The organism is Streptomyces coerulescens (assembly GCF_042657965.1).
In the GTDB taxonomy this organism is placed as follows: domain Bacteria; phylum Actinomycetota; class Actinomycetes; order Streptomycetales; family Streptomycetaceae; genus Streptomyces; species Streptomyces coerulescens.
Genome location: NZ_JBHSKM010000016.1, coordinates 86,958 through 105,722, shown reverse-complemented (window position 1 = coordinate 105,722; position 18,765 = coordinate 86,958). Strand labels below are relative to the sequence as shown.

18 protein-coding genes are annotated in these 18,765 nt (G+C 70.4%); 3 read left to right on the top strand and 15 right to left on the bottom strand.

The window, feature by feature from the left end; all coding sequences use genetic code 11:
* Positions 1 to 84 precede the first annotated feature (84 nt).
* From ACFPQ9_RS21940 to ACFPQ9_RS21915, 6 genes are all read right to left on the bottom strand, one after another.
* Complete coding sequence (locus tag ACFPQ9_RS21940) at positions 85 to 1,668, bottom strand: MFS transporter (RefSeq protein WP_380855637.1); 1,584 nt, start codon at positions 1,666 to 1,668, stop codon at positions 85 to 87.
* A 70-nt stretch (positions 1,669 to 1,738) separates the two neighbouring features.
* Positions 1,739 to 2,716, bottom strand: coding sequence for a DUF6081 family protein (locus ACFPQ9_RS21935; RefSeq protein WP_380855634.1), 978 nt, complete (start codon positions 2,714 to 2,716; stop codon positions 1,739 to 1,741).
* 2 nt (positions 2,717 to 2,718) lie between these two features.
* Complete coding sequence (locus tag ACFPQ9_RS21930) at positions 2,719 to 3,876, bottom strand: acyl-CoA dehydrogenase family protein (protein ID WP_380855631.1); 1,158 nt, start codon at positions 3,874 to 3,876, stop codon at positions 2,719 to 2,721.
* Between the two features lie 43 nt (positions 3,877 to 3,919).
* On the bottom strand, positions 3,920 to 4,504 hold the full coding sequence (locus ACFPQ9_RS21925) for an NADPH-dependent FMN reductase (protein ID WP_380855628.1): 585 nt from the start codon (positions 4,502 to 4,504) through the stop codon (positions 3,920 to 3,922).
* A gap of 189 nt (positions 4,505 to 4,693) precedes the next feature.
* Positions 4,694 to 5,158, bottom strand: coding sequence for a nuclear transport factor 2 family protein (locus ACFPQ9_RS21920; protein WP_380855625.1), 465 nt, complete (start codon positions 5,156 to 5,158; stop codon positions 4,694 to 4,696).
* A 138-nt stretch (positions 5,159 to 5,296) separates the two neighbouring features.
* Positions 5,297 to 5,953, bottom strand: a complete 657-nt coding sequence (locus ACFPQ9_RS21915) for a response regulator transcription factor (RefSeq protein WP_380855622.1) — start codon at positions 5,951 to 5,953, stop codon at positions 5,297 to 5,299.
* 471 nt (positions 5,954 to 6,424) lie between these two features.
* Here ACFPQ9_RS21915 and ACFPQ9_RS21910 point away from each other — a divergent pair, with 471 nt between their 5' ends.
* A complete protein-coding gene (locus tag ACFPQ9_RS21910; protein ID WP_380855620.1) occupies positions 6,425 to 6,991 on the top strand; it encodes a TetR family transcriptional regulator in 567 nt (188 codons plus the stop codon).
* Positions 6,992 to 7,135: 144 nt separating this feature from the next.
* On the opposite strand, the gene ACFPQ9_RS21905 is transcribed toward ACFPQ9_RS21910, so the two are convergent.
* Complete coding sequence (locus ACFPQ9_RS21905; RefSeq protein WP_380855617.1) at positions 7,136 to 7,828, bottom strand: ScbR family autoregulator-binding transcription factor; 693 nt, start codon at positions 7,826 to 7,828, stop codon at positions 7,136 to 7,138.
* Positions 7,829 to 8,537: 709 nt separating this feature from the next.
* Positions 8,538 to 9,176: a class I SAM-dependent methyltransferase gene (locus ACFPQ9_RS21900; RefSeq protein ID WP_380855614.1), complete on the bottom strand. Its 639-nt coding sequence runs from the start codon at positions 9,174 to 9,176 to the stop codon at positions 8,538 to 8,540.
* A gap of 286 nt (positions 9,177 to 9,462) precedes the next feature.
* Between ACFPQ9_RS21900 and ACFPQ9_RS21895 the strand changes: the two genes are divergently transcribed.
* Positions 9,463 to 10,089 carry an NADPH-dependent F420 reductase gene (locus tag ACFPQ9_RS21895; RefSeq protein WP_380855611.1) on the top strand — a complete coding sequence of 209 codons (627 nt, stop codon included), beginning with the start codon at positions 9,463 to 9,465 and terminating at the stop codon, positions 10,087 to 10,089.
* 1 nt (position 10,090) lies between these two features.
* On the opposite strand, the gene ACFPQ9_RS21890 is transcribed toward ACFPQ9_RS21895, so the two are convergent.
* Positions 10,091 to 10,882 carry a maleylpyruvate isomerase family mycothiol-dependent enzyme gene (locus ACFPQ9_RS21890; protein ID WP_380855608.1) on the bottom strand — a complete coding sequence of 264 codons (792 nt, stop codon included), beginning with the start codon at positions 10,880 to 10,882 and terminating at the stop codon, positions 10,091 to 10,093.
* Positions 10,883 to 10,975: 93 nt separating this feature from the next.
* On the opposite strand from ACFPQ9_RS21890, the gene ACFPQ9_RS21885 reads away from it, so the two are divergent.
* Positions 10,976 to 11,665, top strand: a complete 690-nt coding sequence (locus ACFPQ9_RS21885) for a lipoprotein (RefSeq protein ID WP_380855605.1) — start codon at positions 10,976 to 10,978, stop codon at positions 11,663 to 11,665.
* Positions 11,666 to 11,721: 56 nt separating this feature from the next.
* On the opposite strand, the gene ACFPQ9_RS21880 is transcribed toward ACFPQ9_RS21885, so the two are convergent.
* The 6 genes from ACFPQ9_RS21880 to ACFPQ9_RS21855 form a co-directional block, all read right to left on the bottom strand.
* Positions 11,722 to 13,104 (bottom strand): glycoside hydrolase family 10 protein, encoded by a 1,383-nt coding sequence (locus ACFPQ9_RS21880; RefSeq protein ID WP_380855602.1) that lies wholly within the window; start codon positions 13,102 to 13,104, stop codon positions 11,722 to 11,724.
* 167 nt (positions 13,105 to 13,271) lie between these two features.
* Entirely contained in the window at positions 13,272 to 13,928 is a 657-nt protein-coding gene (locus ACFPQ9_RS21875; RefSeq protein WP_380855599.1) for an SRPBCC family protein, read from the bottom strand.
* Positions 13,921 to 14,283: an ArsR/SmtB family transcription factor gene (locus ACFPQ9_RS21870; RefSeq protein WP_380855596.1), complete on the bottom strand. Its 363-nt coding sequence runs from the start codon at positions 14,281 to 14,283 to the stop codon at positions 13,921 to 13,923. Before ACFPQ9_RS21870 ends, ACFPQ9_RS21875 begins: the two co-directional genes overlap by 8 nt.
* A gap of 83 nt (positions 14,284 to 14,366) precedes the next feature.
* Complete coding sequence (locus ACFPQ9_RS21865; RefSeq protein WP_380855593.1) at positions 14,367 to 15,146, bottom strand: alpha/beta fold hydrolase; 780 nt, start codon at positions 15,144 to 15,146, stop codon at positions 14,367 to 14,369.
* A gap of 64 nt (positions 15,147 to 15,210) precedes the next feature.
* A complete protein-coding gene (locus ACFPQ9_RS21860) occupies positions 15,211 to 16,350 on the bottom strand; it encodes an alpha/beta hydrolase (protein ID WP_380855590.1) in 1,140 nt (379 codons plus the stop codon).
* Positions 16,347 to 18,716, bottom strand: a complete 2,370-nt coding sequence (locus ACFPQ9_RS21855; protein ID WP_380855588.1) for a thioester reductase domain-containing protein — start codon at positions 18,714 to 18,716, stop codon at positions 16,347 to 16,349. The genes ACFPQ9_RS21860 and ACFPQ9_RS21855 overlap by 4 nt, the downstream gene beginning before the upstream one ends.
* Between the last annotated feature and the right edge of the window lie 49 nt (positions 18,717 to 18,765).

Below are 18,765 nucleotides of genomic sequence, written 5' to 3'. Positions count from 1 at the left end.
GCGCCTCGACGGCACCGGTGGGCGGTTCTGGGCCACGGCCGGCCACAACGGCGCCGCAGACGACGGGCCGGCACCCGCGGAGCGCTACGCGCCGGAGGGCAGGCTCTCCTCGGCGGCGGCGACCGGCTGCGGCGCCGGCTGCTGGGCGGTCGGCGCGGGAAGCGCCCTGCGCAGCAGTACGGCGACCAGCGCGGCCATCGCGAGAAGGACGCCGATGGAGACGTAGGAGGCGATCTCCATGCCGTGGGCGAAGGCGTCGTGGGCGGCCGCACTCAACTCGGCGCCGGCCTTGCCGGGGAGCTGACCGGCCACGGCGGCCGCCTCGGCGACGCTGTTGAGCGCGGCGTCGTGCGCCGCGCCGGTGACGCCGGAGGGCAGGTGGTCTTCGAGGGTGGAGCCGTAGACGGCGGTCGCGAGGCTGCCGACGAGGGCGATGCCGACCGCGCCGCCGAGTTCATTGGTGGTGGAGGCCAGCGCGGACGCGGTGCCGGCCCGCTCGACGGGAGCGGCCTGGACGATGGTGCCGATCCCGAGCGCCATCACCGGGGCCAGACCGATGAACATGATCGCGGACGAGGTGATGACCAGCGCCGTGCCGGAGTTACCGTCGATCTGGGTCAGCAGTCCGAAGCCGACGGAGCCGATCAGCAGGCCGGCGATGAGCACGGGCGGCGTGCCGATCTTCTGGGAGATTCCGGTGCCGACCACGGCGGCGACCATGCCGGGGATGATGACCGGCAGCTGCCACAGGCCCGCCTCGGCCGGCGTCATGCCCAGGGCGATCTGCAGGTAGGTGGCCAGCAGGTACTGGATGCCCATCATGAGGCCGGTGGTCAGCAGCAGGGTGCCGACGGAGACCGAGAAGGCGGCGCGGGAGAAGAGGGTGACGTCCATGAGGGGCACGGACAGGCCGCGCTGGCGCAGCACGAAGACCACACCGAAGAGCAGGCCGACGACCAGGCTGACGGTCGGCCAGGTCTCGAAGCCGTCGTGGGCCAGTTCCTTGATGCCGTAGACCGCCGGCAGGATCGCGGCCAGCGACATGCCCACGCTCAGCAGGTCGAGGCGGCCGCCGGACGGGTCCTTGTACTCGGGCAGCAGGATCGGGCCGGCGATCAGCAGCAGAACCATGACCGGCACGGCCATCAGGAAGGGCGCGCCCCACCAGAAGTGGTCGAGCAGCAGGCCACCGGCGATCGGGCCGACGACACCGCCGACCATGAAGGACGTGGTCCAGAGGGTGACCGCGGTCGTGCTCTCCTTCTCGTCCCGGAACATGACACGCAGCAGTGACAGTGTCGACGGGGCGAGGGTGGCGGCCGAGATTCCGAGCAGGGCTCGGGCCGCGATGAGCATCTCGGGGCTGTTGGCCTCGGCCGTGAGCACCGAGGCGACCCCGAAGAACACGGCTCCGATCATGAGCAGGCGACGGCGTCCGATGCGCTCGCCGAGCGTTCCCATGGTGATCAGGAAGCCGGCGATGAGGAAGCCGTAGATGTCGCTGGCCCACAGCAGTTGGGAGCTGGAGGGGTCCAGGTCGGCCGTCAACTTGGGGACGGCCATGAACAGGAGCGTCAGGTCCATGGTCGTGAGCAGGGCCGGCAGGCAGAGGACTGCCAGGCCGAGCCACTCACGGCGGCCCGCCTTGGCGGGCGTTACTGCGGTCACAACGAATTCCTTTGCAATTCAATGGGGGGATGGCGGAGTTGTGCGGGGGCCACTGGGGGCAGGGCCGGACTCAGGCGGTGGTGACGGAGACGTCGCGCACGTTCAGCGCGACGCCCTGCCCCCACAGGCGGTTGGCGGCGGTGCTCTGTTCGTCGAGGAACTTCTGCGGCCAGGGCTCGCCGCGCCGCGGGTCGACGTAGTGGGAGGGCGACGAGTCGATCCGCACCAGGCCGGTGGGGTCGGCACCAAGGGCCCCGTCGAGCAGGGTGAACATGCCTACGCCGGTGGTCAGTTGACGCGGTACGACGTCCTCTGGCTCGCCGGCGTGATCGAGCAGCTGGTGGGCGCGGTCCAGGACCGGGTGTCCGATCCGGTCCACCGCGAGGACCTCCGTGCCGTTCACCGCCCAGGTCACGGTGGAGCGCGGGTGGTCCAGGGTGATCCGCAGGATGTCGAGGTCCCCTGGCGCCCGTCGGGCGACGGGGACGGCGTAGGTGTACGCCGCGTACGTCGTGCCGGGTATGCGCAGCCGCTCGTAGTTCGCGTAGATGCTGGTGTTGGTGACGAAGAAGCCGAAGATGGACGCGGTCTCCACGTCCGCGGTGATCATCGAGCCGCAGGCCAGCCGGGGGTCGGCCTGCGGGTCGGCGACCGCCGCGCCGAACGGGTGGTCCTCCGTGCCGTACGTGGACACCGCGAGAGTGGTGGTGCACACCAACGCGCCGGTCGTGGGGATGTCGAAGCCCGGCAGTCCGGTCGCCGCCGTACGGTTCGGCATGGCCGTCCACTTGACGTGGTCCCGGGTGCCCTCGCCGCCGTCGGCCTGCTGACCGGTCGTGGAGACGAAGGCGGGGGCGCCGGTGCGCGGGTTGACTCCGGTGGGCACCACGGCGAGGCCGAGCCGCGAGGGGTGGGCGACTCCGTCGCCGCCCTCGACTCCCGCGGTGTCCTGGGTGTGCCAGGCGGCGTCCGGGCCGGTGGTGCACAAGCCGCTGCGGAAGTCGTCGTGGAAGAGCAGGCCGCTGCCGATCGCGTCTGTGGTGGTCATGGTCAGGAGCTCTTCCCTGCTCGGGCGGCGTCGAGAGAGCCACGGGTGAAGGCCAGCGCGGCGGGCTCGAACTGCAGCACCATGTGGCTGGCGGCGGAGTTCACGTCCCGCCAGATGCGCTGGAGCGGGTCGGACGCGGACTGCCTGCGCGTGCCGCCGGCCCGGAAGAGGGCGTCCACGGCGCCGAGGAGCAGCTGGGTGGCGAGCGCGCAGTCCCGTCGGTTGCGCACCAGGACGTCGTCGGTGGCCCGGGCCCGGTCGACGCTCTGGGCGGCCCGGGTCAGCAGCAGCGCGGCCGCGTCGATCTCGCCGGCCGCCCGGGCGTGGGCGATCTGCTGTGCCTCGGCGGGCTCGGTGCCGCGGACCGCCTTGTCGGTGAGGGCGCGCTCCGACAGCTTCAGCGCGGCCCGGGCCGCGCCCAGGACCGGTGCGGCGAAGGTGAGGCCGTTGACGGCGAACAGCGGCTGGGAGTGGCGGAGTTCGTCCGAGACAGCGCCCCGGCCCATGAACACGTCGTCCATGAGGAAGGTGCGGTGCGCAGGCACGGTCACTGCGTCGACGACGACGGTGTGGCTGCCGGTCGCCCGCATGCCGACGGTGTCCCATGTCTCCTCGATCCGGTAGGCGGAGCGGGGTATGGCGAAGAAGCGTGCCTGCTGATGCTCGTCCGCCCCCGGAGCCATGGCCATGACGAGGGCCCAGTCGGAGAATTCGACACCGCTGGCGTAGGTCCACGCCCCGGTCAGCCGCCAGCCGCCGTCGGCGGGTACCGCGGTGGCGCCGGCGGAGACCAGGGAGCTGACCACGCGGGTGTCGGGCCCGTCCGCCCAGATCTCGGCCTGTCCCTCGGCGGGCAGATAGGCGGCGAAGCGCGCGGTGTAGGCGAGCAGCGAGCCGATCCAGGCGGCGGAGGCGCAGCCCTCACCGACCGCGGCGACGGCCTCGGTGAGGGCGGCGAAGTCAGTGGCGACGCCGCCGTGGCGGGCCGGGACCAGTGCCCTGCTGAAGCCGGCCCCGACCAGTGCCGCCACCACATCGGCGGAGAGCCGCCGTTCACGGTCGGCCCGGGCCGCGTCGTGACCGGCCGGCACACCTGCGGCCCGTGCGGCGGACACGAAGGTGTCCGAGGTGGTGCGGGGAGATAGGAGCATCCCGGTCATGGCTGTCTCATTTCATCGACGTCTCGGCGGCGAGCGGGGCGGATCAGGCGCGGTACGGGCGCCTGGCCCGGGCCTCGCGCAGCCCGACGCCCCACCACACGAGCTGGTCGAGCATGGTCTTGGCCGCGGCGGCGCAGCCCTCCGGCTCCTTGGGGCTTCCGTCCGCGTCGAAGGTGGCGCGGGCGCCGTGGAAGCTGACCGTGTCGCGCAGGGTGACGGCGTGCATCTCCGCGTAGACCTGGCGCAGTTGCTCGACCGCGCGCAGCCCGCCGGCGAGGCCGCCGTAGGAGACGAAGCCGATCGGCTTGGCCTGCCACTGCGTGTAGTTCCAGTCGATCGCGACCTTGAGTGGGGCGGGGAAGCTGTGGTTGTACTCGGGCGTCAGGACGACGAAGGCCTCGGCCCGTTCCAGTCGTGCGCTGAGGGCCGCCGCCGTCGCCGCGTCCGCGGGCCCGGGGGCCTCGGTCACCGCGACCGGCAGCGGGTAGTCGGCCAGGTCCACGACGTCCAGCTCGATGTCGTCGTTCTGCCGGGCCTCTTCGGCGAACCACTTGGCGATGGTGGGGCCGAACCGCGTGGCACGGGTGCTGCCGATCACCAGGGCCACTCGAAGACGTTCCTCGGACATGGGGATCCTCACGGTCGAAGGTGTGCTGTGTGCGGTTGCTGAACTTCCGGACTTCTTCGCCCTCTTGGAGTGCGGTGCGGTGCGGCGGGCCGTCCTCACGTCACCGCCGCACCGCGCCGGCACCCGCAGCCGGTACGGCCGTGGCCTCCGCGGCCACCACGGCCGTACCGGTGTCTGGGTGGCAGGACGTCAGACGACTTGGCGGCGCGCGCCGGCCGCGTCCCGCGGCGACCACCACAGGGCGCTGGTCTCGGCACCGGCCCCGAGTACGGTCCAACGGCCCTCGACGATGCGGCCGTTGTTCCAGCGCAGCAGGTGCAGCGCCTCGATCTGGAAGGTGTCGTAGGGGGAGGTGCTGTCCGCCTCGGCCCCCACACGCACCGCCGAGATGTGGTTGACGTCGACCGAGTAGCCGGCCTCGGGGTTCACCAGAATCGTGATGTTCTCTCCGTGCATCGTGCCGCCGGACAGCCGGAACATGTTCCCGAAGAACTCCAGGAACGCGTCGAGGCCCTCGTACCAGCCGGAATAGGCGTGCAGTCCGGGAACCTCGAAGCGCACGTTCTCGTCCCAGAATTCCGTTATCTGCGCACGGTCCCCGGTACCGAGGGAGGCCCAGGCGGCGCCGACGCGCTCAGGAGTGAGATCAGCCATGGATATGCATTCCTTTGACGTGTACGGTTCAGGACTGCCCGCCTGCTCAGGAAGGGCCCGGGAAGGACACAGAGAAAGCTCAGCGAAGGCTCGGAAGAATCGGGAAAAGGTCGCAGCCAGGGTTCGGAATTCAGGCGATCAGTGGGTGGTGGCGGGCTGGAAGCACAGTCCGACACCGCGGATGGTCGTTATCCACTCGTCGGGTCCGAGTTTTCGGCGCAGGCTGGCCACATGCGTGTCGATCGTGCGACTCGGCGGCGACCAGTGGTCTCCCCACACCTGACTCATGAGCCGGCGCCGCGACACGACGGCCCCCGGCTGCGAGGCCAGCAGGCACAGCAGGTCGAATTCCTTGCGGGTGCACTCGACGTGCCTGCCGCGCAGCGTGACCTGACGCAGCCTCATGTCGATGCGCAGCGGCCCCCATTCCATGACGTGCTGCGCGCCGACCTGGCGCGCACTGCGGCGCATCACCGCACCGATCCGCGCGGTCAACTCCCGTAGGTCGTAAGGCTTGAGGAGGCAGTCGTCGGCCCCGGCCTCGAGGACGAGCACCTGATCCCACTCACTGCTGCGACAGGTGAACGCGATGATGGGCGTGTCCCCCGCGGCACGGATCGTGGCGCACACATCCAGGCCGTGCAAGTCCGGCAGTTCCAGGTCCAGCAGGACCAGGTCCGCTTGCTCGTACATCTCCAGCGCCTTGCCGCCGCTGCCGACGGCGACCACTTCACAGCCCTGCCGCCGGAGAGTATGCGCAATTCCCCGCTGCGCGCGCGGGTCGGCCTCGACCACGAGCACACGCCATCTCTCGACAGCCACGTCCACCCCCGACCTGGAACCCTCCACTCCCCTCGACGCGCCGCGCTGCGCGTCGGTAGTGCGATGACGGTGATGCATGTCGTGTGTTTCGTGCAGAACCGTGCCTGGCTGACTCATGTCGTCGTTCCCCCGCTCCTGCAGCCACGCCGTAAACCGGTCGAACGCCCTGAGGCTACAAACCGTCACGCACGTATGTCAATGTCGGCCGGCGGCGCGAATCGCGCCCTGCCCGCCATGAACGGCGCCGCCAAATTACGACATCAGCTTCCATATCGACCACGCCTGCCAGCCCAACAACCGGCCCGATGGCCAATAGACCTCCTGTACAGGCAGATTAAGATACAGTGATGAATGTTAAGTTCCGGCACCTTGCAGGGGTCACACGGATCGATCCGGGACTCGACGTCGCCTGCAAGCCACCTGCACGGATGTGAGGAGCCCGCATTGAGCGACAAAGCAACCCGGACCCGCTCCCAGCTGATTCGTTCGGCCGCGGCGGTATTCGCCGAACACGGCTACTCGCAGGCGAAGTTGTCCACGATCGCCATGCACGCGGGAGTGAGCCGAGGGGCCCTCTACTTCCACTTCCCCAGCAAGCAGGCCCTGGCGGAGGCCGTGGTAACAGCGGCGGCGGAGCGGTTCGCGGGAGTGACGAGCGGCGGACGGGAGAACGGTGCACAGAGCCTGGCGCGGGCCGTGCAGACGTTCGCCGAGCTGTATCGGCGGGATGTCACCTTCCGCGCGGGAGTGCTGCTGAGCTGCGAGAAGGACCGGAAACCCACGCTGAACCTGGTCCAGCAGTGGGAGGAGTACGTGCGGGAGACCGTCGAGGTCGCGGAGCGTCGGCACCCCTTCCCTCGCTCCGGAACAGCGGGGAACACGGCGCACGCGGTCGTCGCCCTGACCGTGGGAATGGCGTACCTGTGGCGCGAGGGCGAGCAGTGGCTCGCCGAGTCAACCGTCAGGGGTGTATGGAATCTGCTGCCACCTTCGGTGGGCCGCATGGACTGAGCAGGCGGCTGGGGCCCGGGCCATCGACGGACAGACCCTGGAAATCGACGGGCCGGCACGGGCGATCGTCGGGCAGGTCCGGGCAACTACCGGACAGGTCCCCGCATTTCGGGGCTTGTTCGAAACCCCGGACATGCGTGGAAGTCAGCATGCCAGGTCAGTACGCCCCGGGTCCTCTTCGCCGTCGGCCGCCCGTTCCTCGGCCAGGGCGGCCAGCTCCGCCCCGACCTTGACACCGCGGTCTGGGCTCAGGTCGAGCTGGAACAGCACCCACGGCTCCGCGATGTTGGACAGCACATGCTTCAGCAGCGTCCTGAACCGCGCATCCAGATCCACCCAACCAGTCATGACCTGCGAGAACAGCTGTACTCCCGTGAAGCAGGAACACAGCAGCTCGGCCGTCTCCACCAGGTTCACATGTGGCCGCACTTCACCCTGGGCGCTGGCCTGCTCCAGAATGCGCAGGTTGCGGTCGACCCAGCTCTGGAAGGGGAGCTTCCGGTCCAGCCCGACCGAGTCCAGCTCCAGAGACAGCCTGACACTGCCCTGCAGCACGGGATCCCTGGTCAGCTGGCATGCGAACACCACACCCAGGTCGATGAGTTCCTGGAGCTTCAGGTCCCGGACGACGGTCGGGACATCTGCCTGACTGGCGAGCACGGCTCGCGCGAGCTCCTCCTTGGAGGAGAAGTGGAAATACACGGCGCCGCGCGTGAGGGTCAGCTTCTTCAGGATGTCGGCGACCGTCGTGGCGCTGTAGCCCTTTTCAGCGAAGACGGATCCAGCGGCCTCCAAGATCATGCGCCGGGTCGCGAGAGCTCGCTCCTGCGTCACCATGGGCGTACCTCCGCGGTCTGTGCGCGTGTCTGTGCTGATGGAACGGCCGTTACCCAGCGTCCATCTCACCGTGCGAGACGGTCCGGCCGAGCAGCATACCGACTCATGTGTATGTTACGTGCCGCCTGTACGTATGTTACGTGCGGCTCAAGCTTACTTCGAACTCGGTTACCGCATACCCTGGCGGGAAGGCATGCAAGCAACCGATCTGCACCGCGACATGGCGTTCCATCCGGTCTTCAGACAACTGGTGCACCGCTCGACCTCGCTGGATGGACTGCCCGTCGGATCGTGATCTCCGGCCGAGAACCGCTATCCGATCAGCGCCGCCCGGCCACAGGACCACCCACTTTATACAACGCTGAATGATAAGCACGCGGTCAAAGAGACCGGGCCCGGGCTGCTCTACGGCGCCGGTGACGTGGGGCCGTACCGGCGCTCCGCTCGTCCGGATGATCACCGTGTTCCGGCACGGGATCGACAGCGGGCGGGCCAGGCTGTCGTGGATCTCCGTGGGCGATATGGCCCGGACCGCCCTCTCGCTCGCGATCCGGGTGGGGCAGACGGCATCACCAGCCGACTCTCGTCGTCTTTGAGCGCCGTCACCGCCGGTACGTCGGCGTAGAGCTCGGACAGCCGCCCGCAGCGGGCGTACGCGCCGGCTCCGACGACGCGAGGGCGAGCAGCCCGGCGCCCCCCGGCGAACGGTTCAGCCGTTCCACCGCCGGGCGCGCCAGACGTTGTCCTCCCGGAAGCCCTCCACGCCCTCGGGTGACACGCTCGCGCTGCGCACCGCCTCCAGGGTCTCCACGGTCCAGTCGGTCTCCGGCAGGGCGAGTTCGTCGAGGACGCCGTCCAGCGTCGGGAACCGCGCGTCGAAGGGCGGCTCGCTCTGCCAGGACGGCCAGCCTCCGTGCATGACGATCAGCAGGGTGCCGCCCGGCGCGACGGCCTGCGCCGCCCGCCGCAGGACGCGCCGCTGGTCGAACTCGACCGGCGACTGGAGGAACTGCGCGTTCACCAGGTCGAAGGAGCCCTCGGGGAACGTCTCGCCCAGCACATGACGTTCCCAGACGGCGCGGTCGCCCACACCGGCCTCGACGGCATGCCCGGCGGCCCGCTCCAGGGCCGTGTGCGAGATGTCGACGCCGGTGACCCGCCAGCCGCGCGAGGCGAGCCACACCGCGTCGGCCCCTTCGCCGCAGCCGAGGTCCAGGGCACTGCCCGGGGCGAGGTCCGAGACTTCGCGGACCAGCAGCTTGTTGGGGCGCCCGCTCCACAGCCGGCCGCTGTCGCGGTAGCGGGCCTCCCAGAACTCGGCGGCGTCCAGGGGGTGGGTCTCGGTCATGGCGTCTCCCGATGCGCAGGTGTCGTGGCGGGACCCGACGGGCACGACGGCCGTCCGATCCACGCCTTGAAGCGTGCGGGACGCCGCCGAGAACGACAAAGGACCTTGCCGGTTCGGCAAATCCACCGAAGAAACCACCGGAGAGACCACCGAAGAAACCACCGGGCCCCGGAGTCCCCCGGAGACACCAGCGGCGACCGGGACCTCAGGACTACGACCTTGGTGCCGTCCCACCTGGGCCCACGGCCCGATTCGCGCACTCCTCGGCCCCACCTAGCGTCGAACCATGCGTATAGGACTCCTTGGCACCGGCAACGTCGCACGAGCACTGGCCCACGGCTGGCGAGCCGCGGGGCACGACGTGCTGCTGGGCTCACGCAAGCCGCAGGAACGAACCGAACTCGGGCTGCCGGTCGCGGACTTGAGCGCGACGGCCGCCCACGCGGAAGTACTCGTCAACGCCACCCCGGGGACGGCCTCCGTGGAACTACTGCACTCCATCGGCGCGTCGGCGCTGGCCGGAAAGCCCCTGATCGACATCGGCGTCGGCCTCACCGACGACTACTCCGAGCTCTCGCACCCCAACAGCAGCCTCGCGGAACTGATCCAGGAGGCGTTCCCCCGGACCCCGGTCGTCAAGACGCTGTGCACGATGGACTCCACCGTGATGATCGCCCCGGACAGTCTGGACGGCCCCAGCACGGTCTTCCTCTCCGGCGACGACGCCGAGGCCAAGCGGACCACCGGCCGGCTGCTCACCGACCTCGGCTGGCCCCCGTCGTCCCAGCTGGACATCGGGGGCATCACCACCGCACGCGGGCAGGAGCACTTCGCGCTGCTCTTCATGGGCATCGCCGGCGGCCTGGGCGCCCACGCCTTCAACATCAAGGTGGTCACGCGATCCGCCGGCTAGCTCACTCGTCCGGCGCCTCCAGCCAGAAGCCCGCACGAGTCCGCCAGAGATCGAGCAGCGCGGTGTCGCCCTTCGTCTCCACGGCGGGCGCCGGCCGCTTGTAGAAGTACAGCAGCAGATCGGCCACCGGGCCGCGCGAGGTCACGGCCGCCCCGTCGGACCCGGTGCGCCAGGCGGGCCGCTCGCCGGTGAGGTCCACGACCCATTCGCCCGCGTCGGTCGCGTCGAAGTGGAGCGTACGGCCGGCGCCGAGCAGATCGGGCAGCTCCGGCCGGGGCTCGAACGCCTCGGGGAAGGTGGAGTACTCCAGCCATTCCTCCACCGCTTCGACGGCGAGATCGACGTCGAGACCGAACCCGGCAGCGGTCGCCAGGGCCGCGTCGGCCCGGTGCACGACGGTCTCGTACGTCATACGCCGTGCCCAGAACGCCACCGGCCCCGGCCGGTCCTCCGAGGGGTTCCACGCCCGGGCATCGGGCCCGGCGGCGCGAAGGGTGGCGCTGAGCCGTGCCGCGCCCTCGGTGAGCCACGGGATCAGGACGGACTCGTCCTCGTCGGTGTACGCGGTGAGGTCGTTGACCAGGTCGTCGGGGACGGGACCGGTGGCCCGGGTCCGTACGATCTCCTCCGCCCAGCGGTGGTCACCGCCCACGTGCCGCAGCAACTGGCCCAGGTTCCAGCCGGGGCAGGTAACCACCGGGGTGGTGAGGTCCGCCCCGCGCACCTGGGCCGTGAGCCGCTCGGTCTGGGAGACGATCTCGTCGCAGTGGCGCTCGAAGGTCAGCGAGGTCATCGCCTCATCATGCCGCAGGGCTGCGATCGGCCCTGTCGGTGGCCTCGGATACTGTGTGCCGCCTGCGCAAGATCGGGGAGGGGAGCGACAACGATGCTGGTGAGGGCGGGATCCGCGAGACGTCGGCTGGCCCAGGTGGCCTTGCTGGCCGGGGTGCTGACGGGCTGTTCGGGGGCGGCGGAGGACGACGCGAGGACGTCGGCGAGCGCTTCGGCGTCGGCCGACGCTGCGGCGGAGGCAGGCGATACGGCGGTGAAGAGCGGGGGCACGATCGGCGCGGCCGGGTCGGCGTGCCCGCTTCCCGTCACCTTCGACATCGCCGAGGACTGGGAGGCGGAGGCCATCGACACCGGGACCGGCGGCTCGGAGGAGTCCGACAGCGAGCTGGCCCAGGAGCTCGCCGACGCGCTTCTGCACCAGGGCCCGGTCACGGCCGCCTGTGAGGTCGACGCCAAGCCGGCCGGGAACATCGGTTTCCTCCGCGTCTGGACGGGCGAACCCGGTGACGGCGACGCACGCGCCGTGCTGCGGGAATTCGTCGCGGCGGAGAAGGGCGCGAGCAAGGCGAAGTACAGCACCTTCGAGGCGGGCGGCCTGTCCGGCACGGAGGTGAAGTACCTCGTCACCAGCGAGTTGCTGGAGGAGACGAAGGAGGAGGCGGCGCTGGCCGTCACCACGAAGCGGGGGCCCGTCGTCCTGCACCTCGGCGGAATGGACACCGACGAGCACCGGGCGATGCTGCCGGCGTACGAACTGGCCAAGCGGACCCTGCGCGTCGGCTGAGTGAGCCGGCGGTCCGGCGCGGGCGCCCGCGCCGGACCCGGACCACCCGGTACCGGTCAGGATGCCGTGCAGGAACCGACCGTCGGGGCCGCGCTGTTGCCGTTCTTCATGACGGTGAAGCCGAAGCTGGTGGACGCTCCGGCGGCCAGGCTGCCGTTGCCGTTCGGCTTCATCGTCATGACGTTCCCGCTGCTGTCCCAGCTGGGTGTGCCGTTCCAGGTGGTGGAGACCTTCTGCGGGGACGACACGGTGACGTTCACGCTCCAGCCGCCGATGGCCGAACTCCCCGCGGTGATGGTGACCTTGCCGTTGAAGCGGTCGCTCCACTCCTCGGCCTTGCTGTAGGTCGCGGTGCAGGCGGCGCCGGGTGTGCCGCCTCCGGAGGAGGAGCCGCCGAGAGCGGTCAGCACCGCGCCGTACGCGGGTTTCTTGGCGTAGTTGCCGTCGAACAGCAGGGGTGTTCCGCTGGCGCGCCAGGAGTACTTGTCGGTGACGCCCCAGACGGTGATGCCGGTGCAGCGCGAGACGGCGAGACAGGCGCGGACCACGTTGCTGTAGTTGTTGGCCTGTGCGGTGCCCGAGCCCTCGACGTCCAGCTCGGTGATCTGTACGTCCACGCCGAGGTCGGCGAAGCGCTGGAGGTTGGCCTGGTAGTCGGAGGGGACCGGCGAGGCGCTGTTGAAGTGGGACTGGAAGCCCACGCAGTCGATCGGCACGCCACGGGACTTGAAGTCCCTGACCAGGTTGTAGACGGCATTGCTCTTCGCGTTGACGCCGTCGGTGTTGTAGTCGTTGTAGCAGAGCTTGGCGGCCGGGTCCGCGGCCCGGGCGGTGCGGAACGCCTCCTCGATGAAGCCGTTGCCGAGCTTGTCCTGGAAGGGCGAGCTGCGCCGCGCACCGCTGCTGCCGTCCTGGAAGGCCTCGTTGACGACGTCCCAGGAGTGGATCTTGCCCTTGTAGTGCTGCATGACCTGGGTGATGTGGTTGTTCATGGCCGATCTGAGGTCGGCGGTGCCGAGTCCCGCGACCCAGCTCGGTAACTGGGAGTGCCAGACCAGGGTGTGGCCGCGGACCTTCATGCCCCGGCTCTGGGCGTGGTTCACGACCTGGTCGGCGGAACCGAAGGTGAAGGTGCCGCGGGTGCGCTCGGTGGCATCCCACTTCATCTCGTTCTCGGGGGTCACCGAGTTGAACTCGCTGTTGAGCGTCGAGGCGTACGCGCTCTCGCCGAGGTGGTTCGCGGCGACGGCGGCGCCGAAGTAGCGCCCCTTCTCGGTTGCCGCCGCGCCGAGGGTGCTCGCGGCCTGCGCGGTGCCGGTGAGGGCACCGACGCCGGCCGCGCCGAGCAGACCGGACATGCCGAGGGCCAGTGCGGTGCGGACATGTGAGCGCCGGGGGCGACGCTCGGGAGGCGGATCGATGGATGTGCGGGTCCTCATCTCGTCCCCTTCTGCGGGTCGAAAGTTTCGGAGTCATTTCCGAATTTCGCGGCAGACCCTAGGGACACGACTTCCCGTCGTCAACAGACGCCACATCCACGGGACGCGATTGGCTCAAGAATGCCTGCCCAAACGTCCCGTACCCTCATCGAATGTTTCGATGTGATCTACGACTGTTCACCGTCCGCCTGGGCCGCGCCCGTGTAGAACGCGATCGTGGCCGCCGTGGTCGACGCCACTGTCTGCTCGTCCTCGCCCGAGGCGGCGTAGGCCTCGCCCCACAACTCGCCCGAGCGTGTCGCATACGCCTTGCCCTCGTCCGAGACCTGCCAGGCCTCGCTCTCCTCCTTGGTCATCCCGCCGCCGGCGAGGTGCATGGCGAGCCCCAGGAGCCCGAGGTCCCAGCCGACGCCGACCGCGCCGGGACCGAACTGGCCCCAGAAGCCCTCCGGCACCACGGCCACATGCTCCAGCTCCAGTACGGTCCGCTCCTCGCCCTCCGGCGTGAGCCGCACCTCGACCTCACTGAACCCCGGGTCGGGCCCGTAGAGCCAGCTCACCCGGAGCCGGCTCGGCTCCTGGCACTCGAGGATCTCGCCACCGGCGTTGCCTTCCAGCTGGTAGCGCCCGCCGACCTTGAACTCGCCGCTGACGGGCAGGAACCAGCGGCTGATCCGTTCGGGAGACGTGACCGCGTCCCACACGTCGGCGGCCTCGGCGTCGTAGGTGCGCCGCAGCAGCACCGTGCGGGCCTCGCCCGCATCGACCTGCCGCACCCCGACCTGCCGGTGCAGGCGGTTCAACTCGTCGACGATCTCACTCATCCTCGTTCGCTTCCCTTCCCAGTCTGCGTTCGCGCTTGCCCCGCGCGAGTTCCGTTCCGAGGGCGTCGAGCCGCTGCTCCCAGAAACCGCGGAATCTCTCCAGCCATGCGTCCACCTCCCGCAGCGGGGCGGCGTCGACGGCGTACAGCCGTCGGGTGCCCTCCGCCCGGACGGAGGCGAAGCCGCTCTCGCGCAGCACCTTCAGGTGTTGCGACACGGCGGGCTGAGAGATGCCGAACTCGTCCTGGATCACGGCACCGATGTCGCCCGACGCCTGCTCACCCGAGGCGAGCAGCTCCAATATCCGGCGGCGTACCGGATCGCCCAGCACATCGAAAGCGTGCACGGCCCTCACTATGCCAGCCTCCACTTATATAAGGCAATGCTTAAATAAAGCGCGTGCGGGAGCCGCGGCCCGATCGCCGCGGCCGGTTCCGCCTATGCGTGCGGGGTGAGGAAGCGGTCGAGTGCCGTCGTCAGTTCGGCGGGCTTCTCCACGGGCAGCTCGTGCCCGGCGTCCAGGACGCGGACCACCGCGTCCGGGTAGGCCTTGGCCATGCGCAGCATCTGCGCGAGGGGCAGCTGGATGTCGTGGTAGCCGTGGACCATGAGGGTCGGCACCTGTATCTCGCTGGCCCTGTCCAGTACGTCGAAGGCGCGCATCGCGCCGTACAGCGTCATGACGACCTCGCGAGGGGTGTCGGCGGAGGCGCGGATGTACTCGCGGATCTCCTCGCGCGGGTGGCCGGGCGCGAAGGCGCGCTGGATGTTGGTGGCGACGAACAGCTTGAAGGGGACGAGCGTCGAGGCGGCCATCAGCAGGGCGCGCCCGCGGTTGTAGGCCATCTTCCCTATGGAGTTGACCAGCACCATCCGCTCGACCCGCTCGGGGTGGGCGAGCGCGATGGTCTGGGCGATCATGCCGCCCATCGAGTGGCCGACGATGACGAACCGCTCGATCTTGAGGTGATCGAGGAGGGCGAGGACGTCCTGCGCCAGGTCGTCGACCCTGCGCACTCCCGCGCCGGTGCTCTCGCCGTGGCCCCGCAGGTCGAGCCGGACGACCCGCCGCTGCTCGGCGAAGTGGGTCATCTGGTGGTCCCAGCGGTGGCGGTCGGCGGTCCAGCCGTGGACGAACACCAGGGGCACACCCTCGCCGTCGCGGGGGCCCTCGTCGTCGTACGTCAGCGTCGCGCCGTCGACTTCGAGCTGCGGCATGGGTGGCCTCCTGGAATGCGTCTTGGTTACTGACCGGTACGGTATCCGGCCGACCGGGCCTCCGTCATCGGCGTTCGCCCAGGAAATCGAGGATGTGACCGAACACGTCGAGGGCCGCTCCCCTGCCCAGGAACGTGTCCAGGTGGCCGTATCCGGGGATCTCGGTGTACGTCACGTCCAGCTGCGGCTGCCGGCGGGCGAGGACGTCGTGGCACAGCTGCTGGGAGTCCAGCCATAGTCCGTTCTCGCTGCCGGCCAGGAGCAGGACCGGGGTGTCGATGCGGCCCGCCGCGTCGAGGGCGTTCTGCGGCAGCGCCCGGTAGCGGTGGTCGGTGTCGTGCCAGCGGACGACGGTGCGGGCCAGTTCGATGCGCCGCAGGTGCGGCAGGATCCACAGCGGGGCGGGGCCGAGGAGTTCGGCGAGCCTGCCGTGGGTGGTGTCGGTCAGGTGCTCGTGGACGAAGAGCGAGGCTCCGGTCCCCCAGGCCGAGTTGTGCAGGATCTGGCAGGTGGGGTCCGGGCAGCTCGCCTTGCGGGAGGCCAGCGCGAACAGCGGTGTGTACTTCGACCACAGGCCGACCTTGCGGAAGTCGACGGGGATGTGGTCGATGCGGGACTTCAGCAGTTCCCCGGCCAGGGTCATGCTCAGGGAGGTGCGGCCCGCGAGCTTCGGGGTGAGGAAGACGCCCTGGGACACGACGCCCGCGAGGCCGGGGACCAGGCCCGCCGTCATGCTCAGGGAGAGGGTGAGGGAGCCGATGCAGTGGGCGACCACGAAGAGCGGGCGGTCGCCGATGCGGGCGCGGATGTGGGCGACGGCCTCGGGGATGTCGTAGAGCGCGACGTCGTCGTAGGTGTAGCGGCCGCCGGTCTCGTTGTACGGGAGCCGGCAGCTGCCGCGCCAGTCGAGCAGCCAGGGTTCGTAGCCGTCGTCGAGGAGGACGTCGACCAGGTTGCGGGTCTCGGGCAGCAGGAACATGTCGGCCGAGGCGGTGTGCCCGTGCAGGAGCAGGACGGCGGGGCGGTCTTGGTCGCCGGGGTCGACGCGGGTCAGGCCGAGACGGAGGCCGTCGCTCGCGCGGAACGGGATCTCCTCGACCTTCGCCGGGTCGAGCCGGTGGTGCAGGGGGCGCAGGGCGGTGGTGGACCTGACCTTGCGCAGGGCGGGCCGGGTGGCCCTGGGGTTCGTCGTGCGGAAGATCATCGGTGCTGCTCCGTGGGGTTCTGGGTGCGGCGCAGGTCGAGCAGGTCGGCGGCGGCACGGGCGAAGGGGCCGACCAGTCCGCGGCCCATCTCCAGGCCGAACCAGGCGAGCCAGGTGAGCTTGGCGGCGCGTTTCTCCTGGCCGGTCAGGCGCGGGTCGACCTTGATGCCGTCGATCTGGTCGCGTACGTAGGAGTCCGCGGGGACGACGACCTCCCCGGCCAGGCTCGCCGGTTCGCCCTCGCGGCCGAGTTCCACGGTCAGGGCGCGGGTCTGACGCCAGACGTCGCGGCGGGCGCGCGCGTACTTGTGGCCCTCCAGCCACCAGCGGCCGCCGTCGGAGTCCGTCAGCTCCAGGCGGTAGCGCAGGAGTTGGTGCCGCAGGCCGTGGCGCTGCGGGATGCCCTCCTCGGGGCGGATCCAGATGTCGCCGCGTGCCACGGTCAGCGGCTCGGGGTGCAGGGCCGGGCAGGTGACCTCGCCGCGGACGTCGACGCGGCGGTCCGTGACCAGCTGGTGCATGCTCGCGATGGACAGGGTGAGGGACATCGAGCAGGGGGTGTCGGGGCTGCCGTCGACCGGGCCGACGCCGCCACGGGTGGTCTCGGTGAACCACAGGTATGGCTGGTCGTCCTTCTGCGGGAGGCGGGCCAGGCCGTCGCCGGCGAGCCGCTCGAACGTCTTGAGCTGGGCGCGGGCGTCGTAGCGGGCGGCGGGCGGCAGCCCGAGCGCCTCGACGAGGGCCGTGGTGCGGTCGGTGACGGCGGCCGGGCCCTTCAGGGTCGCCTCGCACAGCTTCAGGGCGGTGGGGCTCTGCAACACCCGGCTGAGGAAGGCGAGTTCGGGGATCGGGTCGGCCTCCAGGCGGGCGAGGGCGGCGACGCGCCACTCGTCCCAGTCCTGCACGCGCACGTGCATGCCGCCGAACGCCATGTCCCGTACGACGTCGTCGAGGGTGTTGGGGACGCCGGTGAGGTTGTAGTCGAAACCCCAGGCGTCCGGCTCGCACACTACGGCGACCGCGACGCGGCTGACCCAGTCGACGGGGGCGGCGTTGAGGTAGCGGAAGGCGGGCACGGTGCGGAAGCGGCCGAAGGCCGAGATGAGACCGCTGCTGAGGTCCTGGGCGTTGTAGGCGCCGGTCTTGCTGTGGCCGCCGATGCCGCCGGGGCGCATCGCCGTGACGATCAGGCCGTGGTCGCGGGCGCGGCGCAGGGCGACCTCGGCGGCCCACTTGGTCTGGTCGTAGCCCGCGACGAGGCGGTCGATGTGGGCGAGGGGGTCGTCCTCGCCCATGGAGGGGATGCCGACCTCGTTGAAGACCGCGATGGAGGAGATGTGGTGCAGCGGCTTGGGGCGCCCGGTGGCCGCGAGTTCGGCCAGGGTGAGGGCGCCGAGGACGTTGCTGCCGCGCAGCGACTGGTAGCCCCGCAGGAAGTCCACGGCGGCGGCGACGGAGACGACGCTGTCGAGTTCGTGGGTGAGGGTGTTCCAGACGTCGTCGGACAGGCCCAGGTGGGGTTGGCGGATGTCGCCGGGCAGCACGGTGACGCGGCGGCGGACCTCCGAGGACCACGGCAGCGCGTAGTTCTTGAGCGCTTCGCCGAGCCGGGCCACGGCAGCCTCCTCGTCGGCGGCCCGGACCAGGCAGTAGACGTGCGCGTCGCTGTGCCGCAGCAGGTCAAGGAGCATGTGGCTGCCGAGGAAGCCGGTGGCACCGGTCAGCAGGATGCGGCTCGGCGGCAGCGGCTCGGGCGAGGCGACGAAGGGGAGACGGTCGGCCAGCGCCAGGTCGGCCAGGATCTGGGTGAGGTCCTCGGGGCGGGCCGTGACGTCCGACGGGGTGGTGATCCGCGCGGGTCGGACCACTGCGGGCAGCGTGGCGACCACAGGCGTTTCCGGTACGGCGGTCACGGCTGCCGTATCTGACAGGCCGCGCCTCGCCAGAGCGACCGGCCGGGCATCGGCGAACACCTCGTCCAGATCGACCGTCACACCGAGCTCGTCCTCCAGCGCGGAGACCAGCTCCACCGCGTTCACGGAGGTGCCGCCGGCGTCGAAGAAGTCGGCGTCGGGCGCCAGCTGTCCTGCGGGCACATGGCGGCCCGCCACGGCGGCGATGGCGGCGGCGAGTTCGTCGAGGTCACGCGGTGGCGGACCGGGAGCGGCGGGCTGGCGGGGCGGCAGCGCGGAAGCCGCGGCTTCGGGCCGCGCGGGCGGCTCGGCCGAACTCACCGGCGCCTCGGCGGCTCCCGTGACCCTGGCCAACAGGTCGGAGACCGTCAGACCGATGCCACCCCGTTCGATCGCCTCCGCGGTCGCCCGTCGGTCGGCGGTCACCGACGTGTTCTCGTTCACCTCACGCATGGGAGCCCTTCACCGTGTTGCCGTGCCTTTCGTCGTCGTTGTCCGCGGG

Bases quoted from the DNA above. Each gene is read 5' to 3' on its own strand.
- ACFPQ9_RS21935 (WP_380855634.1), bottom strand. From the start codon at position 2,716: ATGACCACCACAGACGCGATCGGCAGCGGCCTGCTCTTCCACGACGAC.
- ACFPQ9_RS21930 (WP_380855631.1), bottom strand. From the start codon at position 3,876: ATGACCGGGATGCTCCTATCTCCCCGCACCACCTCGGACACCTTCGTG.
- ACFPQ9_RS21925 (WP_380855628.1), bottom strand. From the start codon at position 4,504: ATGTCCGAGGAACGTCTTCGAGTGGCCCTGGTGATCGGCAGCACCCGT.
- ACFPQ9_RS21920 (WP_380855625.1), bottom strand. From the start codon at position 5,158: ATGGCTGATCTCACTCCTGAGCGCGTCGGCGCCGCCTGGGCCTCCCTC.
- ACFPQ9_RS21905 (WP_380855617.1), bottom strand. From the start codon at position 7,828: ATGGTGACGCAGGAGCGAGCTCTCGCGACCCGGCGCATGATCTTGGAG.
- ACFPQ9_RS21900 (WP_380855614.1), bottom strand. From the start codon at position 9,176: ATGACCGAGACCCACCCCCTGGACGCCGCCGAGTTCTGGGAGGCCCGC.
- ACFPQ9_RS21895 (WP_380855611.1), top strand. From the start codon at position 9,463: ATGCGTATAGGACTCCTTGGCACCGGCAACGTCGCACGAGCACTGGCC.
- ACFPQ9_RS21890 (WP_380855608.1), bottom strand. From the start codon at position 10,882: ATGACCTCGCTGACCTTCGAGCGCCACTGCGACGAGATCGTCTCCCAG.
- ACFPQ9_RS21885 (WP_380855605.1), top strand. From the start codon at position 10,976: ATGCTGGTGAGGGCGGGATCCGCGAGACGTCGGCTGGCCCAGGTGGCC.
- ACFPQ9_RS21880 (WP_380855602.1), bottom strand. From the start codon at position 13,104: ATGAGGACCCGCACATCCATCGATCCGCCTCCCGAGCGTCGCCCCCGG.
- ACFPQ9_RS21875 (WP_380855599.1), bottom strand. From the start codon at position 13,928: ATGAGTGAGATCGTCGACGAGTTGAACCGCCTGCACCGGCAGGTCGGG.
- ACFPQ9_RS21865 (WP_380855593.1), bottom strand. From the start codon at position 15,146: ATGCCGCAGCTCGAAGTCGACGGCGCGACGCTGACGTACGACGACGAG.
- ACFPQ9_RS21860 (WP_380855590.1), bottom strand. From the start codon at position 16,350: ATGATCTTCCGCACGACGAACCCCAGGGCCACCCGGCCCGCCCTGCGC.
- ACFPQ9_RS21855 (WP_380855588.1), bottom strand. From the start codon at position 18,716: ATGCGTGAGGTGAACGAGAACACGTCGGTGACCGCCGACCGACGGGCG.